16 protein-coding genes are annotated in these 18,571 nt (G+C 62.5%); 15 read left to right on the forward strand and 1 reads right to left on the reverse strand.

Features of this window, described 5'->3' with window-relative positions; genetic code table 11:
- Nucleotides 1-87: 87 nt before the first annotated feature.
- Together fliS and CFK21_RS07140 are read left to right on the forward strand one after the other, a co-directional pair.
- Nucleotides 88-501 carry a flagellar export chaperone FliS gene (gene fliS, locus CFK21_RS07135; protein ID WP_096366014.1) on the forward strand — a complete coding sequence of 138 codons (414 nt, stop codon included), beginning with the start codon at nt 88-90 and terminating at the stop codon, nt 499-501.
- Nucleotides 502-679: 178 nt separating this feature from the next.
- The gene (locus CFK21_RS07140; RefSeq protein ID WP_096366015.1) at nt 680-982 is read left to right on the forward strand and encodes a flagellar protein FliT; all 303 of its coding nucleotides are present in this window, start codon (nt 680-682) and stop codon (nt 980-982) included.
- Nucleotides 983-1,056: 74 nt separating this feature from the next.
- Here CFK21_RS07140 and CFK21_RS15350 read toward each other — a convergent pair whose 3' ends face one another.
- A complete protein-coding gene (locus CFK21_RS15350; protein WP_172844219.1) occupies nt 1,057-1,419 on the reverse strand; it encodes a hypothetical protein in 363 nt (120 codons plus the stop codon).
- On the opposite strand from CFK21_RS15350, the gene CFK21_RS07145 reads away from it, so the two are divergent.
- From CFK21_RS07145 to CFK21_RS07205, 13 genes are all read left to right on the forward strand, one after another.
- Entirely contained in the window at nt 1,333-2,790 is a 1,458-nt protein-coding gene (locus CFK21_RS07145) for a sigma-54 dependent transcriptional regulator (RefSeq protein ID WP_096366016.1), read from the forward strand. The genes CFK21_RS15350 and CFK21_RS07145 overlap by 87 nt on opposite strands.
- A gap of 485 nt (nt 2,791-3,275) precedes the next feature.
- Entirely contained in the window at nt 3,276-4,472 is a 1,197-nt protein-coding gene (locus CFK21_RS07150; protein WP_172844272.1) for a sensor histidine kinase, read from the forward strand.
- Nucleotides 4,469-5,845 (forward strand): sigma-54-dependent transcriptional regulator, encoded by a 1,377-nt coding sequence (locus CFK21_RS07155; protein ID WP_096366018.1) that lies wholly within the window; start codon nt 4,469-4,471, stop codon nt 5,843-5,845. Before CFK21_RS07150 ends, CFK21_RS07155 begins: the two co-directional genes overlap by 4 nt.
- A 79-nt stretch (nt 5,846-5,924) precedes the next feature.
- Nucleotides 5,925-6,272, forward strand: coding sequence for a flagellar hook-basal body complex protein FliE (gene fliE, locus CFK21_RS07160; protein WP_096366019.1), 348 nt, complete (start codon nt 5,925-5,927; stop codon nt 6,270-6,272).
- 133 nt (nt 6,273-6,405) lie between these two features.
- Nucleotides 6,406-7,998 (forward strand): flagellar basal-body MS-ring/collar protein FliF, encoded by a 1,593-nt coding sequence (gene fliF, locus CFK21_RS07165; protein ID WP_096366020.1) that lies wholly within the window; start codon nt 6,406-6,408, stop codon nt 7,996-7,998.
- Entirely contained in the window at nt 7,991-9,007 is a 1,017-nt protein-coding gene (gene fliG, locus CFK21_RS07170) for a flagellar motor switch protein FliG (RefSeq protein ID WP_096366021.1), read from the forward strand. Before fliF ends, fliG begins: the two co-directional genes overlap by 8 nt.
- A gap of 114 nt (nt 9,008-9,121) precedes the next feature.
- Nucleotides 9,122-9,754: a flagellar assembly protein FliH gene (locus CFK21_RS07175; RefSeq protein ID WP_096366022.1), complete on the forward strand. Its 633-nt coding sequence runs from the start codon at nt 9,122-9,124 to the stop codon at nt 9,752-9,754.
- A gap of 1 nt (nt 9,755) precedes the next feature.
- On the forward strand, nt 9,756-11,129 hold the full coding sequence (gene fliI, locus CFK21_RS07180) for a flagellar protein export ATPase FliI (RefSeq protein ID WP_096366023.1): 1,374 nt from the start codon (nt 9,756-9,758) through the stop codon (nt 11,127-11,129).
- A 176-nt stretch (nt 11,130-11,305) separates the two neighbouring features.
- Nucleotides 11,306-11,761 (forward strand): flagellar export protein FliJ, encoded by a 456-nt coding sequence (fliJ, locus tag CFK21_RS07185; protein ID WP_096366024.1) that lies wholly within the window; start codon nt 11,306-11,308, stop codon nt 11,759-11,761.
- A gap of 207 nt (nt 11,762-11,968) precedes the next feature.
- On the forward strand, nt 11,969-13,195 hold the full coding sequence (locus CFK21_RS07190; RefSeq protein WP_096366025.1) for a flagellar hook-length control protein FliK: 1,227 nt from the start codon (nt 11,969-11,971) through the stop codon (nt 13,193-13,195).
- A gap of 246 nt (nt 13,196-13,441) precedes the next feature.
- Nucleotides 13,442-15,568, forward strand: a complete 2,127-nt coding sequence (locus tag CFK21_RS07195) for a putative bifunctional diguanylate cyclase/phosphodiesterase (protein ID WP_172844273.1) — start codon at nt 13,442-13,444, stop codon at nt 15,566-15,568.
- Nucleotides 15,569-15,945: 377 nt separating this feature from the next.
- Nucleotides 15,946-16,590: a DUF6338 family protein gene (locus CFK21_RS15200; protein ID WP_157745483.1), complete on the forward strand. Its 645-nt coding sequence runs from the start codon at nt 15,946-15,948 to the stop codon at nt 16,588-16,590.
- Nucleotides 16,591-17,004: 414 nt separating this feature from the next.
- Nucleotides 17,005-18,432 carry a P-loop ATPase, Sll1717 family gene (locus CFK21_RS07205; protein ID WP_096366028.1) on the forward strand — a complete coding sequence of 476 codons (1,428 nt, stop codon included), beginning with the start codon at nt 17,005-17,007 and terminating at the stop codon, nt 18,430-18,432.
- The last annotated feature ends 139 nt before the right edge of the window (nt 18,433-18,571 follow it).

Consider the following 18,571-nt stretch of genomic DNA (forward strand, 5'->3'; position numbering starts at 1 on the left):
CGACAGGGCGGTACGCCCGAGAGACTCATGCCAACAAGGCGCCGGGCACAGAGCCCGGCAGGCAGACAGTAAAACGGAGTGACATCCATGAGCTACCCCGGCACCCATGCAGGACTTCAGCAGTACCGCCAGGTCAACACCCAGGCCCGGGTGGAGTCGGCCAGCCCGCATCGGTTGATCCAGATGCTGATGCAGGGCGCCCTGGACCGCATCGCCACCGCCCGCGGGGCGATGGAGCGCGGCGAGATCGCCGCCAAGGGCGAGCAGATCAGCTGGGCCATCTCCATCGTCGGCGGCCTGCGCAGCAGCCTGGACCTGGAGACCGGCGGCGAACTGGCCGGCAATCTGCGTGACCTGTACGACTACATGGAACGCCAGCTGCTGCAGGCCAACATCCGCAACGAAGTGGCACTGCTCGACGAGGTCAGCGGGCTGATCCGGGAGATCAAGTCGGCCTGGGACCAGGTCGGCGACCAGCCGCCGCAGGCGGTAGGCGGCTGAGAAGAGCAAGAGCGCCACGGAATACACGGAAAACACGGACCTGATCTTGGCATCGCCGAGGCGCTATGCGCCCGGCAATGAATCTGCATCCGGTCATCCTGACGCTGGTCGATATGACCATGGGTTTCACCTGACTTACTTCCGTGTATTCCGTGGCGCTCTTAAAGAGGCTTAAGCAATGGAACATGATTTGGAACAACTGCTGGCACTGACCCGGACGCTGCAGGCCCGGGCCGAGGCCGGGGACTGGGACGCTGTCGAGCAGACCGGCAGCCGGCAGCGGCAACGGCTGGAGGGCTGGTTCGCGGCCCATGCCGCCAGCGGGCTGACGCAGCCGCAACGGCAACTGCTGGAGCAGATCCTGGAGTGCAACCGCCGGGTGGGGGAGTTGCTGCAGCGCAACCGGGACCGCCTCGGCGGCGAACTCCACAGCCTGAGACGCGGGCGCAGCGGCGCGGCCGCCTACGCGGCCAATTCCTGAAAGCCACAAAACCCAAATGCGCCACGGAAAACACGGAAAGCACGGACAGTAGTGAGTCTGAGGCGGAAGTGTTTTCAGGGATTTTCCGTCATTCCGCCTGCGCCGGAATGACGACGATTCAAGTCGAGCGGAGACCGGACAGCTTTTGTCGTCGCATTTTCCGTGCTTTCCGTGTAGTCCGTGACGCTCTTGATCTTTCCCGTCGGAATTTTGACATTTCTCCTGAACGGTGGTTTACTAGGCGCGGATTGTCCGGAAAGGGGTCCGGCAATCACTGACAAAGCCTGGTGCGTCGCTACGCCTCGAACTGCGCAACCGGGCGCAATAAACGGTTCGGGAGGAATCATTTCATGTCTGCTGATGGCAAGGTCCTCGTAATAGAAGCCGATGCCGGGCGCCGCCAGGATCTGCGCGCGGTGATCCAGTTCATTGAACACGAACCCGTCATGGTCGAAGACTGCGACCGCTGGGCGGAGGCCGTGGACAATGCCAGTGACCTGCTGGCGGTTCTGGTGGGCAAATGCAAATCAGACAATGCCTTGGAGAAACTCCTTAAGAGCATACATGACTTCGACGGCCACCTGCCGATCTTCCTGCTGGCCGAGAAGGGCAGGGAGCCGACCGTGGCCATCGACGCCGGTTCCTGCATCCTCGGCCGCATCGAGGTGCCGGTCCGCTATACCCAGCTGACCAATGCCATGCATCAGGCCGAGATCTACCGCGAGTCGCGCACCGAGGCCGGTCGCCAGCGCCCGGTGGATCTGTTCCGCAGCCTGGTCGGCAGCAGCCGCGCCATCCAGCAGGTGCGCAAGCACATCCAGCAGGTGGCCGACTCCGACGCCAATGTGCTGATCCTGGGCGAGTCCGGCACCGGCAAGGAGGTCGTGGCGCGCAACATTCATTATTACTCTTCCCGCCGTGATCAACCCTTCGTCCCCATCAACTGCGGCGCCATCCCGCCCGATCTGCTGGAATCCGAGTTGTTCGGTCACGAGAAGGGCGCCTTCACCGGCGCCATCAGCGCCCGTCAGGGCCGGTTCGAAATGGCCGAGGGCGGCACCCTGTTTCTGGACGAGATCGGCGATATGAGCCTGCCCATGCAGGTCAAGCTGCTGCGGGTGCTGCAGGAGCGCACCTTCGAGCGCGTCGGCAGCAACAAGCCCATCGAGGCCAACGTGCGGGTGGTCGCGGCCACTCACCGCAACCTGGAAGAGAACATCAAGGACGGCAGTTTCCGCGAGGATCTGTTCTATCGCCTCAACGTCTTCCCCATCGAGATGCCGCCGCTGCGCGAACGGGTGGAGGACATCCCGCTGCTGGTCAACGAACTGATCCGCCGCATCGAGCACGAGAAACGCGGCTCGGTGCGCCTGACCTCCGGCGCCGTCATGGCCCTGTGCCAGTACAACTGGCTGGGCAACGTGCGCGAACTGGCGAACCTGATCGAACGCATGGCCATCCTGCATCCCTTCGGCGTGGTGGATGTGGGCGATCTGCCCGAGAAGTTCCAGACCGAGGCCGCCCTGACCAGCGTGCGCGAGCAGCAGGAATCCGGGCAGGCGCCGGCATTCAGCGATGAACTGGTGCTGACGCCGCCCCCGATCGAGTACCAGGAACCACGCCTGCCGCGCAGCGGCATCGATCTGAAGGAACACCTGAGCAATCTGGAGCAGTCCTTCATCAAACAGGCCCTGGACGATGCCGGCGGCGTGGTCGCCCATGCCGCCAAGCGCCTGGGCATGCGCCGCACCACCCTGGTGGAGAAGCTGCGCAAGTACGGCCTGCAGCGCGGCGAGATGGCGTCCTGAATTTATAAAGATCAAGATCAGGAGCGCCACGGAATACACGGAAAGCACGGACAAGATCGATAAATGGTGACACAGGTCGGGTTATAACCCCGCAGGGCGTAAGCCAGACTTACCTTCTTTCGTCATTCCCGCGCAGTCTTTCGTCATTCCCGCGCAGTCTTTCGTCATTCCCGCGCAGTCTTTCGTCATTCCCGCACAGTCTTTCGTCATTCCCGCGCAGTTTTCGTCATTCCCGCGCAGGCGGGAATCCAGCAACCGCGCGGTATCTGGATCCCCGCCTGCGCGGGGATGACGATCGCGGCTATTACAACAGCATTCATTTTCCGTGCTTTCCGTGTATTCCGTGGCGCTCTTTTGAATGATTTCCCCGTCGCTGTTTTGACGCCTCTTTTATCCAGCCTTTATAACCTACTGAATAAAAACAACTAGTCATTTCAGGCATGCATGTTGCAACCGTGTCGGCACAACGTCGAACGGACACCCGCATGGCCGCAGCATCCGCACAACCCGACCCGCAGCAACTCCAGGAGGCCTTCCAGGCCTTCAACCGCATGTCGTCCGCCCTGGAGCACAGCTACCGTGAGTTGGAGCAGCAGGTGGCGGGGCTCAACCGCGAACTGGCGGCCAGCCGCTCCGAGCGGCTGCAACTGGCCGACCGGCTGGAGACCCTGATCGCGGCTCTGCCGGGCGGGGTGCTGGTACTGGATGCCGACGACCGTGTCAGCGAATGCAACCCCATGGCGCGGGACCTTCTCGGCACGCCGCTGGTCGGCGCGACCTGGGACAGTATCCGCCGGCGCTGCTTCGATGCCCCCGGCAGCGACGGTCACGACATCCGCCTGTATGACGGCCGCTGGATCCGCATCTCCGAGCGGCCGCTGGATGCCGGCACCGGACGTATCCTCCTGATCAACGAAATCACTGAGACCCGCCGCCTGACCGAGGCGCTCAACCGCCAGCAGCGGCTGTCGGCCATGGGCGAGATGCTGGCCGGGCTGGCGCATCAGCTGCGCACGCCGCTGTCGGCCGCGCTGCTGTATGCCTCGCAGCTGAGCAGCATGGACAGTGCCGACCACCGGCCGCAGCAGCTGGGCGGGCGCATCGTCGAACGGCTGCGCCACCTGGAGCGCATGGTCAACGACATGCTGGCATTTGCCCGCGGCGGGCAGGGCGGGGAGGCGGAGGCGCTGCCGCTGGGCCGCCTGCTGCAGACCCTGGAACAGCAGCTGGTGCCGCAGCTGGCCGGCGTCGACTGGCACTGCGACTGCAGCGATCCGCAGGTGCCGGTGCAGGGCGACGAGACGGCCCTGGTGGGCGCATTGTCCAACCTGGTCATCAATGCCCGGCAAGCCGCGGTGCAGACACCTGTTATCCGGGTTACGGCTGAGCAGCAGGCCGATGGTGCCGTGCTGATCCGTGTCAGCGACAACGGGCCGGGTATCCCCGCCGACGTGTGCGAGCACATCTTCGAACCCTTCTTCACCACCCGCGCCAAAGGCACCGGGCTGGGTCTGGCCGTGGTCCGCGCCACGGTCGAGGCTCACCGCGGTGAGATCTCGGTCCTGTCCGAGGCCGGTGCCGGCACCACCTTCAGCCTGCGCCTGCCGCCGGCACCGCTGGCCGGGGCGCTGGCCAGCGGTGCGGCCGGTGCAGACATATCCAAGCAAGGAGTCTCAGCATGAATGAAGCCACGGTACTGATCGTCGAGGACGACCCCGCCCTGCGCGACGCCCTGTGCGACACCCTGTCGGTGGCCGGCTACCGGGCCTCCGCGGCCGGCGACGGCCGCGCGGCGCTGGAGTTGCTGGCGCGCGAGTCCGTGGCCATGGTCGTCAGCGACGTGAACATGCCGGAACTGGACGGCCACCAGCTGCTGGCGCGCATCCGCGACAGCCAGCCCGGCCTGCCGGTGGTGCTGATGACGGCCTACGGCACGGTACAGAAGGCGGTCGAAGCCATGCGTGCCGGGGCCGCCGACTACCTGCTCAAGCCATTCGATGCCAACGCCCTGGTCGAGCTGGTCCGGCGCTATCTGCCCGAGGCCGCGGCGGCCGATGAGGGTGTGGTGGCGCAGGAGGCCCGCACCCGTGAACTGCTCGGGCTGGCCGAGCGGGTGGCCAACACCGACGCCACCGTGATGATCACCGGCGAGTCCGGCACCGGCAAGGAGGTGTTCGCACGCTATGTGCACGAGCGCTCGCCGCGCCGCGACGGCCCCTTCGTGGCCATCAACTGCGCGGCCATCCCCGAGAACATGCTGGAGGCGGTGCTGTTCGGCTACGAGAAGGGCGCCTTCACCGGTGCCTACCAGGCCCGCGCCGGCAAGTTCGAACAGGCCAGCGGCGGCACCCTGCTGCTGGACGAGATCTCGGAAATGGATCTGGGCCTGCAGGCCAAGCTGCTGCGGGTGCTGCAGGAGCGCGAGGTCGAGCGCCTGGGCGGCAAGCAGCCGATCCCGCTGGACGTGCGGGTGCTGGCCACCTCCAACCGGGTGATGCGCGAGGAGGTTGCTGCCGGGCGTTTCCGCGAGGATCTGTTCTACCGGCTCAATGTGTTTCCCCTGCACCTGCTGCCGCTGCGCGAGCGTCCGCGCGACATCCTGCCCATCGCCCAGCGGCTGCTGGAGCGCCACACCCCGGCCGGCCGGGCCGTGCCGACCCTGTGTCCGGACGCCGAGCAGCGCCTGCTGGCCTATCACTGGCCGGGCAATGTGCGCGAACTGGAGAACGTGCTGCAGCGCGCCGTGATTCTGATGCGCGGCGACTGCATCGAGGTCGATGAACTGCACTTCGAGGCCGAGCAGATGAGCGTTCCGGCCGGCATCCAGGCCCCGCCGGCGGCGGCGCGCACGGGGTCGGCTGCCCCGGCGGCGCCGCAGACGGCCGAGGAGGATCTGAAGGAAGGGCTGCGCAATCGCGAGCATCGGCTGATCATCGAGGCGCTGGAGAGCGCCGGCAGCCGCAAGGCGGCCGCCGAACAGCTGGGCATCAGCCCGCGCACCCTGCGCTACAAGCTGGCGCGGATGCGGGATGCCGGCATCGCCATCCCGGGCTGAAGCTGGCCCGGTTTCTGCATTGTTCCGGGGCCGGGGCCGGGAAACCTGAATGTAGTCATCCGTAGCGGAGTCACAGGACATGAGTGAAATCGACGTCAATCAACTGCTCAATCAGATGCGGGTCATGGCCCAGGCCAGCCAGGCCGGCGCCGCCGGCGGCACCGGGTCCGCTGCCGGGCCCGAGGCCGCCGGGGGCGCGGAGGGTGTGGACTTTTCCGCCATGCTCAAGCAGTCCATCGATACCGTGAACCAGTATCAGCAGGCCTCCGGTGACATGTCCAAGGCCTTCGTCACCGGCGATCCGAACACCAACCTGAGTGATGTGATGATCGCCATGCAGAAGGCCAGCGTGTCCTTCGAGGCGATGAAGCAGGTGCGCAACAAGCTGGTCGAGGCCTACCAGCAGGTGATGAATCTGAGTGGTTGATTAATATTTGATTCGTCATTGCGAGGCGCGTAGCGCCGCGGCAATCTCCAACCGGCACAGCCTGATTTTCGAGATTGCCACGCTGCGCTCGCAATGACGGGAACCCGGACCCGATAACAGAGCGACGACAACAATGGCATTGGTACCCGCTGAATCGAACACCGGCTTCGCCGCCCTGCCGGCCTGGCGCCAGATGGCCTTCATGGTCGTGCTGGCCGCCGGCGTGGCGATCGGGGTGGCGGCCTTCTTCTGGCTGCGCGCCCCCACCTACAGCGTGCTCTACAGCAACCTGGCCGAGGCTGACGTCACCCAGGTGATGAACGCGCTGCAGCAGCACGGCATTCCGCACAGGATCGATCAGGGCACCGGCGCGCTGATGGTGCCGGCGGGCGAGGTGCACAATGCCCGCCTCAAACTGGCCGGCGAGGGGCTGCCCGAGAGCGGCGTGGCCGGGTTCGAGTTGCTCAAGGAGGAACAGGGGTTCGGGACCAGCCAGTTCATCGAGAACGCCCGCTACCAGCATGCCCTGGAAGGGGAGTTGTCCCGCACCGTGGCCGCACTGCGCAACGTCAAGGAGGCACGGGTGCATCTGGCCCTGCCCAAGCGCAGCGTATTCGTGCGCCGTCAGGAGGAGCCCACCGCCTCGGTGGTGGTGCATATGTATGCCGGGCGCAGCCTGGACGAGGGTCAGGTCGCCTCGGTGGTGCACCTGGTCGCCTCCAGCGTCCCGCACCTGAATCCCGGCAATGTCACCGTCGTGGACCAGAACGGCAACCTGCTCAACTCGAAGCAGGATTCCGAATTCGCCATGACCGGTACCCAGTTCACCTATAACAGGAAACTGGAGGAGACCTATACCCAGCGCATTCTCAGCCTGCTCGAACCCATGGTGGGCAACAACGGCGTGCGTGCCCAGGTCACGGCCGAGCTGGACTTCACCCGCACCGAGCGTACCGAGGAAACCTACAACCCGGATCTGCCGGCGCTGCGCAGTGAACAGGTCAGCGAGGAACAGATGGGGGCGGGCGGCGGCGCGGTCGGGGTGCCGGGCACCCTGGCCAACACCCCGCCGGGGCCGCAGGCCGAGGCTGCGGGCATGAGCCAGTCCAACAGCAGCCGGCGCAGTACCCGCAACTACGAGCTGGACAAGACCATCAGTCACACCAGGCTGGCCACCGGCACCATCCGCCAGCTGTCCATCGCCGTGGTGATCGACGACAAGCGGGTGCCGGGACCGGACGGCACGGCCACCCGCGAGCCCTGGACCCAGGAAGAACTGGACAAGTTCACCACCCTGGTGCGCGAGGCCGTGGGCTTCGATGCCCGCCGCGGCGACAGCGTGCAGGTGATCAACGCCGCCTTCCAGGAAGCGCCGGTGCCCGAGCCGCTGCCCGAGCCGTCGCTGTGGGAACAGGCCTGGGTCTGGGATGCGCTCAAGCAGACCGCCGGCGTGCTGGTGGTGCTGATCTTCTTCTTCGGCGTGCTGCGCCCGATCATGCGCAACCTGGCCGAGCGCGGCCGCTCTGAGCAATCGGGCATGATGCCGGCCATGGAGGGCGCGGACATGAGCAGCCCCGAGGCGCTGGCCGCCGCGGCCGGGCAGGGCGCGCTGCCGCGGCCGGCCCAGGCCTACGAGGAGCAGATGGGCAACGCCCGCAACCTGGTCGCGCAGGATCCCAAGCGGGTTGCACAGGTGGTCAAGAACTGGGTGAAGGACGATGGCTGAGAATACCCCCACCAAGCTCAACGGCGCCGAACGCGCGGCGATCTTCCTGATGTCGCTGGGCGAGGAGAACGCCTCGCAGGTGCTCAAGCACATGGGCCCGAAGGAGGTCCAGCGCGTCGGTGCGGCCATGGCGACCATGACCAATGTCTCGCGCGAGCAGGTGGAGAACGTGCTCGGCGACTTCATGGAGACCTACGACAACCAGACCAACCTGGGCGTGGGCTCGGAGGAATACATCCGCAAGGTGCTGGTGGACGCCCTGGGCGAGGAGAAGGCCGGCACCATGGTCGACCGCATCCTGCTCGGCCACAACACCAAGGGCCTGGAATCACTGAAGTGGATGGACGCGCGCGCGGTGGCCGAACTGATCCGGTTGGAGCACCCCCAGATCATGGCCATCGTGCTGTCCTACCTGGACTCGGATCATGCCGCCGAGGTGATTGCCTTCCTGCCCGAGCGGGTGCGGGTCGACGTACTGCTGCGCATCGCCACCCTGGACGGCATCCAGCCGGCCGCGCTGCAGGAACTGGACGAGATCATGGAACGCCAGTTCAGCGGCAATCAGAACACCATCCAGTCCTCGGGGGTGGGCGGCGTGAAGTCCACCGCCGACATTCTGAACTTCATCGACAGTTCGATGGAGGCCGAGATCATGGACATGATCAAGGACGCCGATGCCGAACTGGGCCAGCAGATCCAGGACCTGATGTTCGTGTTCGACAACCTGGTCGACGTCGACGACATGGGCGTGCAGGCGCTGCTGCGCGAGGTCTCCTCCGAGACGCTGATCATCGCGCTGAAGGGCGCCGACGAAGGGGTCAAGGAGAAGATCTTCAAGAACATGTCCAAACGCGCCTCCGAGATGCTGCGTGACGACCTGGAGGCCAAGGGCCCGGTACGCATCAGCGAGGTCGAGACCGCGCAGAAGGAGATCCTGGCCATCGCCCGGCGCATGGCCGAGGCCGGCGACATCAGTCTCGGCGGCAAGGGGGCGGAGGAATATGTATAAACGCAGATGCAGTAGGATGGGTGAAGCGAAGCGCAACCCATCGCCGGGCGGCATGATGATGGGTTACGGCGCGTTGCGCCTTCACCCATCCTACAGGACGTTTCGGGTACTTTTATGAGCACCAAGGTCATTCCCAGTGAACAACTTCAGGGCATCGAGGGCTGGTCCCTGCCGGACGTCTCCGACCCGCAGGCCCGCGAGGATGCCGGTACGCCCATGACGGCGCGCCAACTCGAGGAGCTGCAGCGCGAGGCGCAGGCCGAGGGTTTCGAGCAGGGCCGCCGGGAAGGCCTGGCGGCCGGGCAGAAGGAGATCCGGGCGCGGGTGCACGAACTCGGTCATCTGATGCAGACCCTGGCCCGGCCGCTGGAACAGCTGGACGAGACGGTGGAGCAGCAGCTGGTCGATCTGGTGGTACTGATCGCCCGCCAGCTGATCCGGCGCGAACTCAGGACCGAGCCGGGCGAGATCCTGGCCGTGATCCGCGAGGCCATGGCGCTGCTGCCGCTGGCCGCGACCAATGTGCGCCTGCACCTGCATCCGGAGGACGCCGAACTGGTGCGTTCCAATCTGTCCCTGAGCAGCGAGGAGCAGACCTGGCGGGTGGTCGAGGATCCGGTCATTGCCCGCGGAGGCTGCAAGGTGATGTCGGAGACATCGCAGATCGATGCCACGCTCGAGAATCGGATCAATGCCGTGATCGCCCGCCTGCTCGGCGGCGAACGCGCCGACGACGCGGAGCAGTGACGTGAGCGTGGCCAGCCTCGATCCCAACCGCAACCCCCTGTGGCAGCAGCGCCTGGGGCGCTACAGCGAGCGCCTGGGCGAGGGCGTGCCGCTGGTGGTCGAGGGCCGGCTGACGCGCATGGTCGGCCTGACCCTGGAGGCGGTCGGCTGCCAGACCGCCATCGGCGGGCGCTGCCTCATCGTCAATCCGGACGGCAGCGAGATCGAGGCCGAGGTGGTGGGCTTCGGCGGCGAGAAGCTCTATCTCATGCCCATCGGCGATCTGCAGGGGCTGGCGCCCAACGCCCGGGTGATTCCGACCAACCGGGCCTGTGAGGCGCCGGTGGGGCCGCATCTGCTCGGGCGGGTGCTAGACGGCGCCGGCCGGCCGCTGGACGGGCGCGGTCCCTTGCAGGTCGAGGAGCGCATGCCCATCACCGGCCGCTTGATCAACCCGCTGGCGCGTGCGCCCATCCGCGAGCCGCTGGATGTGGGCGTGCGCTCCATCAACTCGCTGCTTACCGTCGGCCGCGGCCAGCGCATGGGCCTGTTCGCCGGCTCCGGCGTGGGCAAGAGTGTGCTGCTGAGCATGATGACGCGCTATACCAACGCCGATGTCATTGTGGTGGGTCTGATCGGCGAGCGTGGCCGCGAAGTGGTGGAATTCGTGCAGAACAACCTGGGCGAGGAGGGCCTGGCCCGCTCGGTGGTGGTCGCCACGCCGGCCGACACCTCGCCGCTGATGCGCATGCACGGCGCCATGCTCGCCACCAGCATCGCCGAATATTACCGCGACCAGGGCATGCAGGTGCTGCTGCTGATGGATTCGCTCACCCGTTTCGCCCAGGCCCAGCGCGAGATTGCCCTGGCCATCGGCGAGCCGCCGGCGACCAAGGGGTATCCGCCTTCGGTGTTCGCCAAGCTGCCGCAGCTGGTCGAGCGCGCCGGCAACGGCAAGCCCGGCGGCGGTTCCATAACAGCGTTTTACACTGTTCTGGCCGAGGGCGATGACCAGAACGACCCCATCGCCGATGCCGCCCGTGCCATCCTCGACGGCCACATCGTGCTGTCACGCGAGCTGGGCGAATCCGGGCATTATCCGGCCATCGACATCGAGGCTTCCATCAGCCGCGCCATGACCGAGATCACCGACGACACCCACATGCAGACCGCGCGCCGCTTCAAGCAGATATACTCGACCTATCAGCGCAACCGGGATCTGATCAATGTCGGGGCTTACCAGAAGGGATCGGATCCGCGGGTGGACGAGGCCATCCACTACCATCCGCGGCTGATGCAGTTCCTGCGTCAGGGCATGCACGAGCGGGTCTCGCTGGTGGAAAGCCTGGACGACCTGGATCAGCTGCTGGGCAATGCCCTGGCCACGACCCAGTAGTCGTTGGGGACGATGTGTTACGCTACCGCTTCACCCAGTCTGCGTGTTATGCCTGGCACACTGGTTGTAGGATGGGTGGAGGCGCGAGCGCCGTATCCCATCGCCTGGTCCCGCCACGATGGGTTGCGCTGTGCTTCACCCATCCTACGCGCTCAACAAAAAACGAATAAGATTCAATGACCCGCTCCAAACGCATCCAACCGGTCGTCGATGTCGCCGAACGCCGGGAACAGGAACAGGCCCGGCGCCTCGGGGCGGCCCAGCGCGAACTGGAACAGCAGCGTCAGCAACTCGATCAGCTGATCCTGTATCGCGATGAATATGCCCGCCAGTTCGAGCACAGCGGCAACACCGGTCTGTCCGTTGCCCGGCTGCAGGACTATCGCGTCTTTCTCTCCCGCCTCAATCTGGCCATCGATCAACAGCGTGAGCGCATCGCCCGGAGCCAACAGGCCTGCGAGGAACAGCGCCGGCACTGGCTGGCCTCGCGCACCCGGGCCCAGGCCCTGGACAAGGTGGCCGACCGCTACCGCGAAGAAGAACACCAGGCCCGCGAACGCCGGGCCCAGTCCGAAAGCGACGAGTTTGCCCTGCAGCGCCATCAGCGCAACAAGGACCGGGATCGGTCCTGAAGTGCAAGAGCGCCACGGAAAACACGCAATACACAGAAAGGTTTTAACCCAAAAGCTTCGATTTCATCGCCGGGCGCGTAGCGTCATGGCGATGACAAACCAAACTTCCGTGCTTTCCGTGTATTCCGTGGCGCTCTTGATCTGACCGGTTGGCACGTTACTTGCCCCATGGAGGGGACAAGGTCTGATTAGCCAAGGAGAACGCACATGGCCGAACTGCCGGTAACACCCGTCAAGGTTCAGTCCGCCCCCGCCAGGGCCTCCGGCCAGGGCCCGGCGAGGCAGTCGGAAGCCTCTGATTCCGATAATAAATCCACCAGTTTTTCCAGCGAACTGAACAAGCGCATGGATGCCGGCAAGGCCGAGCGCGACACCGGGGCAAACAACAGCGGCAAGGCCGCAGCGGCAGGGCGGGGGGAAAGCTCCGACCCCGCCGAGGGCAAGAACTTGCCGGTCGGGGACCGGGCCGGCCAGGCCGGCACCGACGATGCCGAGTCCGGCGATGCGCAGAGGCAGGCCGGACTGGCCGGCGGCCTGCTGGCCGACGGCGAAGGCCGGACGGCTGCAACCGAAACCGGTGAAGAAACCGAGGTTTCACCGCTGGCCCTGGCCCAGATGCTGCTTGATGCGGCGCCCGCCAGGGGGGCTGAAGCGGCCGCCACCCGACCGGGCAGGGGCGAGGCCGGCGCTCGCCTGCTCACTCAGCCGGGCGCTCAACCGCAGCTTGCCCAGGGTGCGCAGGACGCCCTGCAGGAGGCCGAATTGTCGACTGATCTGTTCCGCCAGTTCCTGGCCCGCGGCGGTGAGCAGCGGTCGGAGACGGCCGCGGCCCAGCTGGCTCAACTCGCCGCACGCAACCCGGACGCGTCCGGCCTGCAGCGGCTGGCGTCGGCCGAGGTCATGCCCAATCTCACCCCCTCCGCCCAGGGCATGGTGCAGACCGCCCAGCTGAACCCGACCGCCAGCCAGCCGGCCCTGCCCGGCACCCAGATCCCGCTGCCCATGCAGCATTCGCAGTGGGGCGATGCCCTGAGCGAGAAGGTGATGTGGGTGGCCAACCAGAAGCTGCAGGGGGCGGAGATCAAGCTCAACCCGCAGCACCTGGGCCCGATCGAGGTGCGAGTCTCGTTGAACAGTGATTCGGGCCAGTCGCAGGCCCAGGTGCACTTCACCGCCCAGCACGCAATGACGCGCGAGGCACTGGAAGCCGCCATGCCGCGGCTGCGTGAGATGTTCACTGCCAACGGCATGGATCTGGTCGACGTGAATGTCTCCGACCGTTCCTTCGCCGAACAGGATCAGGCGTCGGCCCAGGCGCAGCAGCAGCAGTTCATGGCCGGCATGGGCGAGGCGGATGAGGGCGGTCAGAATCCGTCAGGAATGTCGGCAAAAATTACACAATTACCCACTGGAACGCTGGATCTGTTCGCCTGACTTCCGGTTGCAGAATGCAATCGGGCGACGGTCAATGCAGAGTGTGCAGGATGGAATAAATGTGATAACTTAAACGTATATCCATAATAACAACAACCCGAAGACCAGAAGATGGCCGGAAGCAAAAAGCAGCGGAACAAGACTGCGAATACGCATTCCACCCCGAACGCGCAAGCCGGTTCACGGGAACGCGAACTTCGCAAGGACTTCCACTATGTGCTGCAGATGGACAGTGCAGAGTCGGAAGTGCTCCTCCGTTATCAGACCCTGCTCAGCCAGGGCGCGGCGCAGTTCGCCGAGTCCTACTACAACTATCTGTTCGACAACCCCAGCATCGCCGAGATCCTCTATGCCTTCGAGAACGACGGCGGCGATGTCGGCGACCTGGTGCGCAGCCAACTCAACCAGCTGCTGCGCATCATCGGGCCGCTGGAAGACGGCGACCTGATCCGCATCGGCCACCTGCATCAGCAGCGCGGCGTCAAGCCGGTCTGGCTGATCGGCGCCTACCGGCTGTATCTCAATCATCTGCTCCAACTGATCGCGCACATGCCCGGGCTGGAGCCCGATGAGCGCAATGTCCTGGAGAGCGCGCTGGTCAAGCGCGTTTTTCTGTTCATGGGCCTGATGATCGAAGGTCATCTGGATCGCCTGCAGCAGACCCGGGAGGCCGAGCGCACGCAGCAGGACGGCGAGCTCGAACGCATGCAGCAGCTGCTGGCCAACATTCCGCAACAGGTCTGGTCCTATGATGTCACCGCGGCCCAGCTGCACTACCTCAACCCTGCCGCCAGGGCCCTGTGCAACGGCAACGGCAAGGGCGAGGGGCCGATCCCCTGCCTGATGGCCGTGCACGAGGATGATCGCAGCAAGGCTGAGGCCGCCTGGCAGCAGGCCCTGGACGGCCGCCCGGCCGAGGTCGAGGTGCGGCTGCAGGGGCGGGGGCAGTCTGAGAGCTGGCGCCGGTTGTCCCTGTATCCCTTCAAGCAGCGGCGGCGGGTGGTGCGCATCGACGCCATGCTGGAGGATATCAACCGCCAGCATGAGACGCTGGAACGGTTGGAGCACCTGGCCACCACCGACGAACTGACCGAACTCGCCAACCGCACCCTGTGGCAGGACCGGGTCAACCAGGCCCTGGCCCAGGCCCGGCGCGAGGAGCATCAGGCCGTGGTGCTGATGCTGCTGGACCTGGATCATTTCAAGACCCTGAACGACACCCTGGGCCACCAGGCCGGGGACGAACTGCTGCGCCAGGTGGCCGAGCGTGTATGCGGCGTACTGCGTGATTCCGATACCCTGGCCCGGCTGGGCGGGGACGAGTTCGGCGTGCTGATGCCGGCAGTGGAGGATCCGGTCCGCGCCGGCGAACAGGTCGCCGGCAAGATCCTGGAGTGCTTCAAACGCCCCTATCACTACAATGATCAGCCGCTGTATTTCACCACCTCCATCGGCATAGCCCATGCGCCCCGCCACGGCGGTGACTTCGACACCCTGCTCAGCCGGGCCGACATCGCCATGTACGAGGCCAAGCGCAATGAACTGGGGTTTGCCTTCTTCGAGCCCGGCGCGGCCGCTGCCTCCAGCGCGCACCTGCAGTTCTCCACCCAGCTGCGTCACGCCCTGGAGCGCAACGAGTTCGAACTGCATTATCAGCCCAAGGTGGACATCGCCTCACATGAACTGTGCGGCGCCGAGGCGCTGCTGCGCTGGAAGCACCCGGAGCAGGGGCTGGTGCCGCCGGGCGGCTTCCTGGACATGGCCGAGCAGATCGGCCTGATGGTACCCATCACCAACTGGGTGCTGGTCACCGCCCTGCGCCAGTGCAAGGCCTGGCAGCAGGCCGGCGTCACCATCCCGGTCTCGGTCAATCTCTCCACCCGCACCTTCCAGACCCCGCGACTGCTGGAGCGCATCGAGTGGGCGCTGCAGGAGGCCGGTGTGTCCGGCGACTGCCTGGAAGTGGAGGTCACCGAACAGACCCTGATGAAGGATCTGGACCACGGCGCCGAACTGCTGCGCAGGCTGCACGATCTCGGCGTGCGCGTGGCCATCGACGACTTCGGCACCGGTTATTCCTCCGTCTCGCGGCTGCGCCATCTGCCGCTCGACACCCTCAAGATCGACCGCTCCTTCCTCTCCGAACAGGCCGCCCGCGAGGACGACCCCGTCATCGTGCGCTCCATCATCGACCTCGGCCACAACCTGGGCCTGCAGGTGCTGGGCGAAGGCGTGGAGAACGACACCGCCTGGAACCTGCTCGAATCCCTCGGCTGCGATGCCGTGCAGGGCTATCACGTCAGCCAGCCGCTGTCCGATCAGGGCTTCTCCAGCTGGATTCAGGATGGTGGCTGGTCCAACCGTATTCAGTAATACCTCCAATGAATTTCAGGGCGTGTATCTGCCCACCAATACTGCGAAGTGGTTGTTAAGAAATTTGAAAGTGCGTTATCGGCACATAGCTGACTTACGTACCAGTCCAAATGGGATTTTACCTACCATCAATATGTCGCTGAATTAGCCGGTTGGAAGGTAGATTTAGCAGCTTATTACTATTCTGGCTACGCAAGCCAATCAAGGAAATACTGTTGATTCATATATGTTTTTGGGTAAATATAACCAACATAATGCGCCACGATATGCGGAATCGGAAGTATTGCATGATAGGCCGAATCCGCACTATTGCGAATGATACGAATTCCGCCTAATACACCGTTATGCCAGAGTGGCTTCAGAAGAGACGAGACAACATGACACTTACAGTTGAAGCATTGAATATTCTATTGCTTCTATTGCCGGGATTCCTATCCGGTCAAATATTCTATTCGTGCTTTAGATTTGGAGAAATATCAATATCGCGTAGGATACTAGATGCAATTCTTTTTACCTTTGTTATCTACCTCGTTGTTTCAACATTTACCGTTTGGGAGCCACTCGCACAAGTTGCATCTACGGAAAGTGGCTTGTCCTTTGATTTCTCTGCTAGCAAAACCCTAATTTGGTTGTCTTTATCAACTGTAGGGCTTATACCTACGGTCGTCGGATTCATATATTTTAATGACCATGTTCATAAAGTGCTTCGTAAACTAAAGATCACTACAAAAACGTCTCGTGCCAACACCTGGAATGATACCTTCCAAACACAAGACCGCTACGTGATAGTTACTCTCAAGGATGGGAGGAGAATCAGAGGTTACCCAACGATGTTTTCTACGGACCCAGAAGAAGGCTTCGTATACCTTTACAACCCTGCTTGGGTGAATGACAACAAATCCGATATAGAAGAACCCGACTATATCGAGTCGAATTGCCACGGGTTCCTGGTAAATAGAGATAACCTTGATTTGCTTGAATTCACATTGGACCCCGGAGAGACACTTACCGCCAAGGCGTAGGAGGGATATATGAAAGACCCTAAACTAGAAAAACCAGCTGATCCAAGAGATAACGTCAAAAGCGAAGTTAAACCGATACGGTACGAGAAACCGAATGAGCGGCCAAAGCCAACACCTAATCCTCCGAAGAAGAAATAAGGCATAACGAGGCGCGCAACCCGGACGGCTTCGCCGCCGGTTCTGGGAATCCGGGGACAGTATATCTATTTATAGGAATCCGGGGAAAGTATATCTATTTATAGCCATAGGCCATCCCTGGCGCATCATGAGAGTGATATGAATTGAGTATACTGTCCCCGGAATCCATAACGAGCGGGTCAAAATCGCTCTCTTCGGTCGCTGGGACCTCGCTACTCGCTCGACCCCTTACCCAAAACGTTGGGCGCAGTTGAAACAATCTGTGAGAATTGAACGATGAGACTTGAAGACTTAGGTATAACAATTAAGGATCTCGACTTCGGGGGCGTTGACGCTGAATCGGATCGCCGGTTAGCAGACTATTTCATTGATACGCCACAAGTAGACGAGGCACTGAGTTTTCGCAGCGCTCACTTCATCGGGCGAAAGGGGTCGGGAAAATCGTCAATATTTACACAGCTTCCAAGATTGGCAGTAGAACGGTATGGGCCCGGTTGTCGGGTGAGCTTGATGACCCCCGATCAGTACGCTTGGGGCGCTCTACGTCAATATGAAGAGAGAGGTCTGCTGCCTGAACAGGCGCACTCAAACGCTTGGAAATTTACCATTGCTGTAGATGCCGCAGCCGCGGCGCTAGAAACGCCTGTCGACTTGCATGATGAAAATGCGCGTAAGGCTCTTGAGCAGATTCGCACCTTTGTGGCCAAAAACTTTGGAGATGACGCGCCGACGCCGACGACTACGGCACAGCGTTTGCTGAAAGGGTTGGAGGCATTCAATCTTGAGGCTTTCGGATTTGGAGTCGGCTTTGAACGATCAAAGCAGGAGATGCCCCTGACACCACAGGTTATTGACTTGCTTCTTAATGCGGTAGAGAAAGTTTGTGGCCGGGTGGGCGTACTTGTTGCAGCAGATAGATTGGATGACTCATGGGATGGCTCCGATGTATCACAGAGCCTTCTCATTGGATTGATGAAGGCCACAAAAGAAATCAACGACCGATTTTCTCATCGCGATGGAACGGGGCTTCACGTCGTTACTTTCCTTAGATCAGATATCTATCAAGGGCTCCGATTTGACGACAAAGACAAACATCGAGCAGTAGAAGAGGAAATCAGTTGGAATGTTGATCTGCTTAGAGATCTAGTCAACGCGCGATTGCCTGATGGTTTAACGGTCGATGATATATTTGAAGAGGGCGATATGCGCGGAAGTATCGCGCCATTCAACTACTTGGTGAAGCGAACTTTTCTTCGGCCTAGAGAAATAATTCAATTCTTGCAGTTGTGCCAAAAGCGCACGCCCGCAGGGGAAACTGAGATCGCAAAAGATACTATCCGCGACGCGGAAGAACTATATAGTGCTTGGAAGGTGGATGATTTGAAACAAGAATATCGCCGCGTTTTCTCCGATTTTGATGATTTGCTTGAAGCTCTTAGGCAAACTCAGCATCGCTTCGACTCAATTGAAGAATTTTCCGCTGCGTTGAAAGAGAAGGCGCCACGATTGGTTGAATCGCATGGCGATAGAGAATTAGTGCAAAGATTATTTGATGCGTCAATCATTGGTGTTCGTATGCGTAATGCAGGTGTTGCGCGCTTCCGCTGTGAAGACCCTGATCTTCTGCTTCCCTCCACGGGCTCGGTATACATTCATCAGTCTCTGTACAAAGGATTGAACATCAGCGAAAAGCGGGCCTCATAGGAGTCCAGATGAGTCCAGGGACAGTATACCTATTTATAGCCATAGGCCATCCCTAGCGCATCATGAGAGTGATATGAATTGAGTATACTGTCCCCGGAATCCCACACTTAGCTCAGCCGTTATACAAAAGAAGACAAGG

Source organism: Thiohalobacter thiocyanaticus (assembly GCF_002356355.1).
Taxonomy (GTDB): Bacteria; Pseudomonadota; Gammaproteobacteria; order Thiohalobacterales; family Thiohalobacteraceae; genus Thiohalobacter; species Thiohalobacter thiocyanaticus_A.

What these genes read in the sequence shown, in the direction of transcription:
- fliS (WP_096366014.1), top strand. Translation starts at nt 88, where the DNA reads ATGAGCTACCCCGGCACCCATGCAGGACTTCAGCAGTACCGCCAGGTC.
- CFK21_RS07140 (WP_096366015.1), top strand. Translation starts at nt 680, where the DNA reads ATGGAACATGATTTGGAACAACTGCTGGCACTGACCCGGACGCTGCAG.
- CFK21_RS07145 (WP_096366016.1), top strand. Translation starts at nt 1,333, where the DNA reads ATGTCTGCTGATGGCAAGGTCCTCGTAATAGAAGCCGATGCCGGGCGC.
- CFK21_RS07150 (WP_172844272.1), top strand. Translation starts at nt 3,276, where the DNA reads ATGGCCGCAGCATCCGCACAACCCGACCCGCAGCAACTCCAGGAGGCC.
- CFK21_RS07155 (WP_096366018.1), top strand. Translation starts at nt 4,469, where the DNA reads ATGAATGAAGCCACGGTACTGATCGTCGAGGACGACCCCGCCCTGCGC.
- fliE (WP_096366019.1), top strand. Translation starts at nt 5,925, where the DNA reads ATGAGTGAAATCGACGTCAATCAACTGCTCAATCAGATGCGGGTCATG.
- fliF (WP_096366020.1), top strand. Translation starts at nt 6,406, where the DNA reads ATGGCATTGGTACCCGCTGAATCGAACACCGGCTTCGCCGCCCTGCCG.
- fliG (WP_096366021.1), top strand. Translation starts at nt 7,991, where the DNA reads ATGGCTGAGAATACCCCCACCAAGCTCAACGGCGCCGAACGCGCGGCG.
- CFK21_RS07175 (WP_096366022.1), top strand. Translation starts at nt 9,122, where the DNA reads ATGAGCACCAAGGTCATTCCCAGTGAACAACTTCAGGGCATCGAGGGC.
- fliJ (WP_096366024.1), top strand. Translation starts at nt 11,306, where the DNA reads ATGACCCGCTCCAAACGCATCCAACCGGTCGTCGATGTCGCCGAACGC.
- CFK21_RS07190 (WP_096366025.1), top strand. Translation starts at nt 11,969, where the DNA reads ATGGCCGAACTGCCGGTAACACCCGTCAAGGTTCAGTCCGCCCCCGCC.
- CFK21_RS15200 (WP_157745483.1), top strand. Translation starts at nt 15,946, where the DNA reads ATGACACTTACAGTTGAAGCATTGAATATTCTATTGCTTCTATTGCCG.
- CFK21_RS07205 (WP_096366028.1), top strand. Translation starts at nt 17,005, where the DNA reads ATGAGACTTGAAGACTTAGGTATAACAATTAAGGATCTCGACTTCGGG.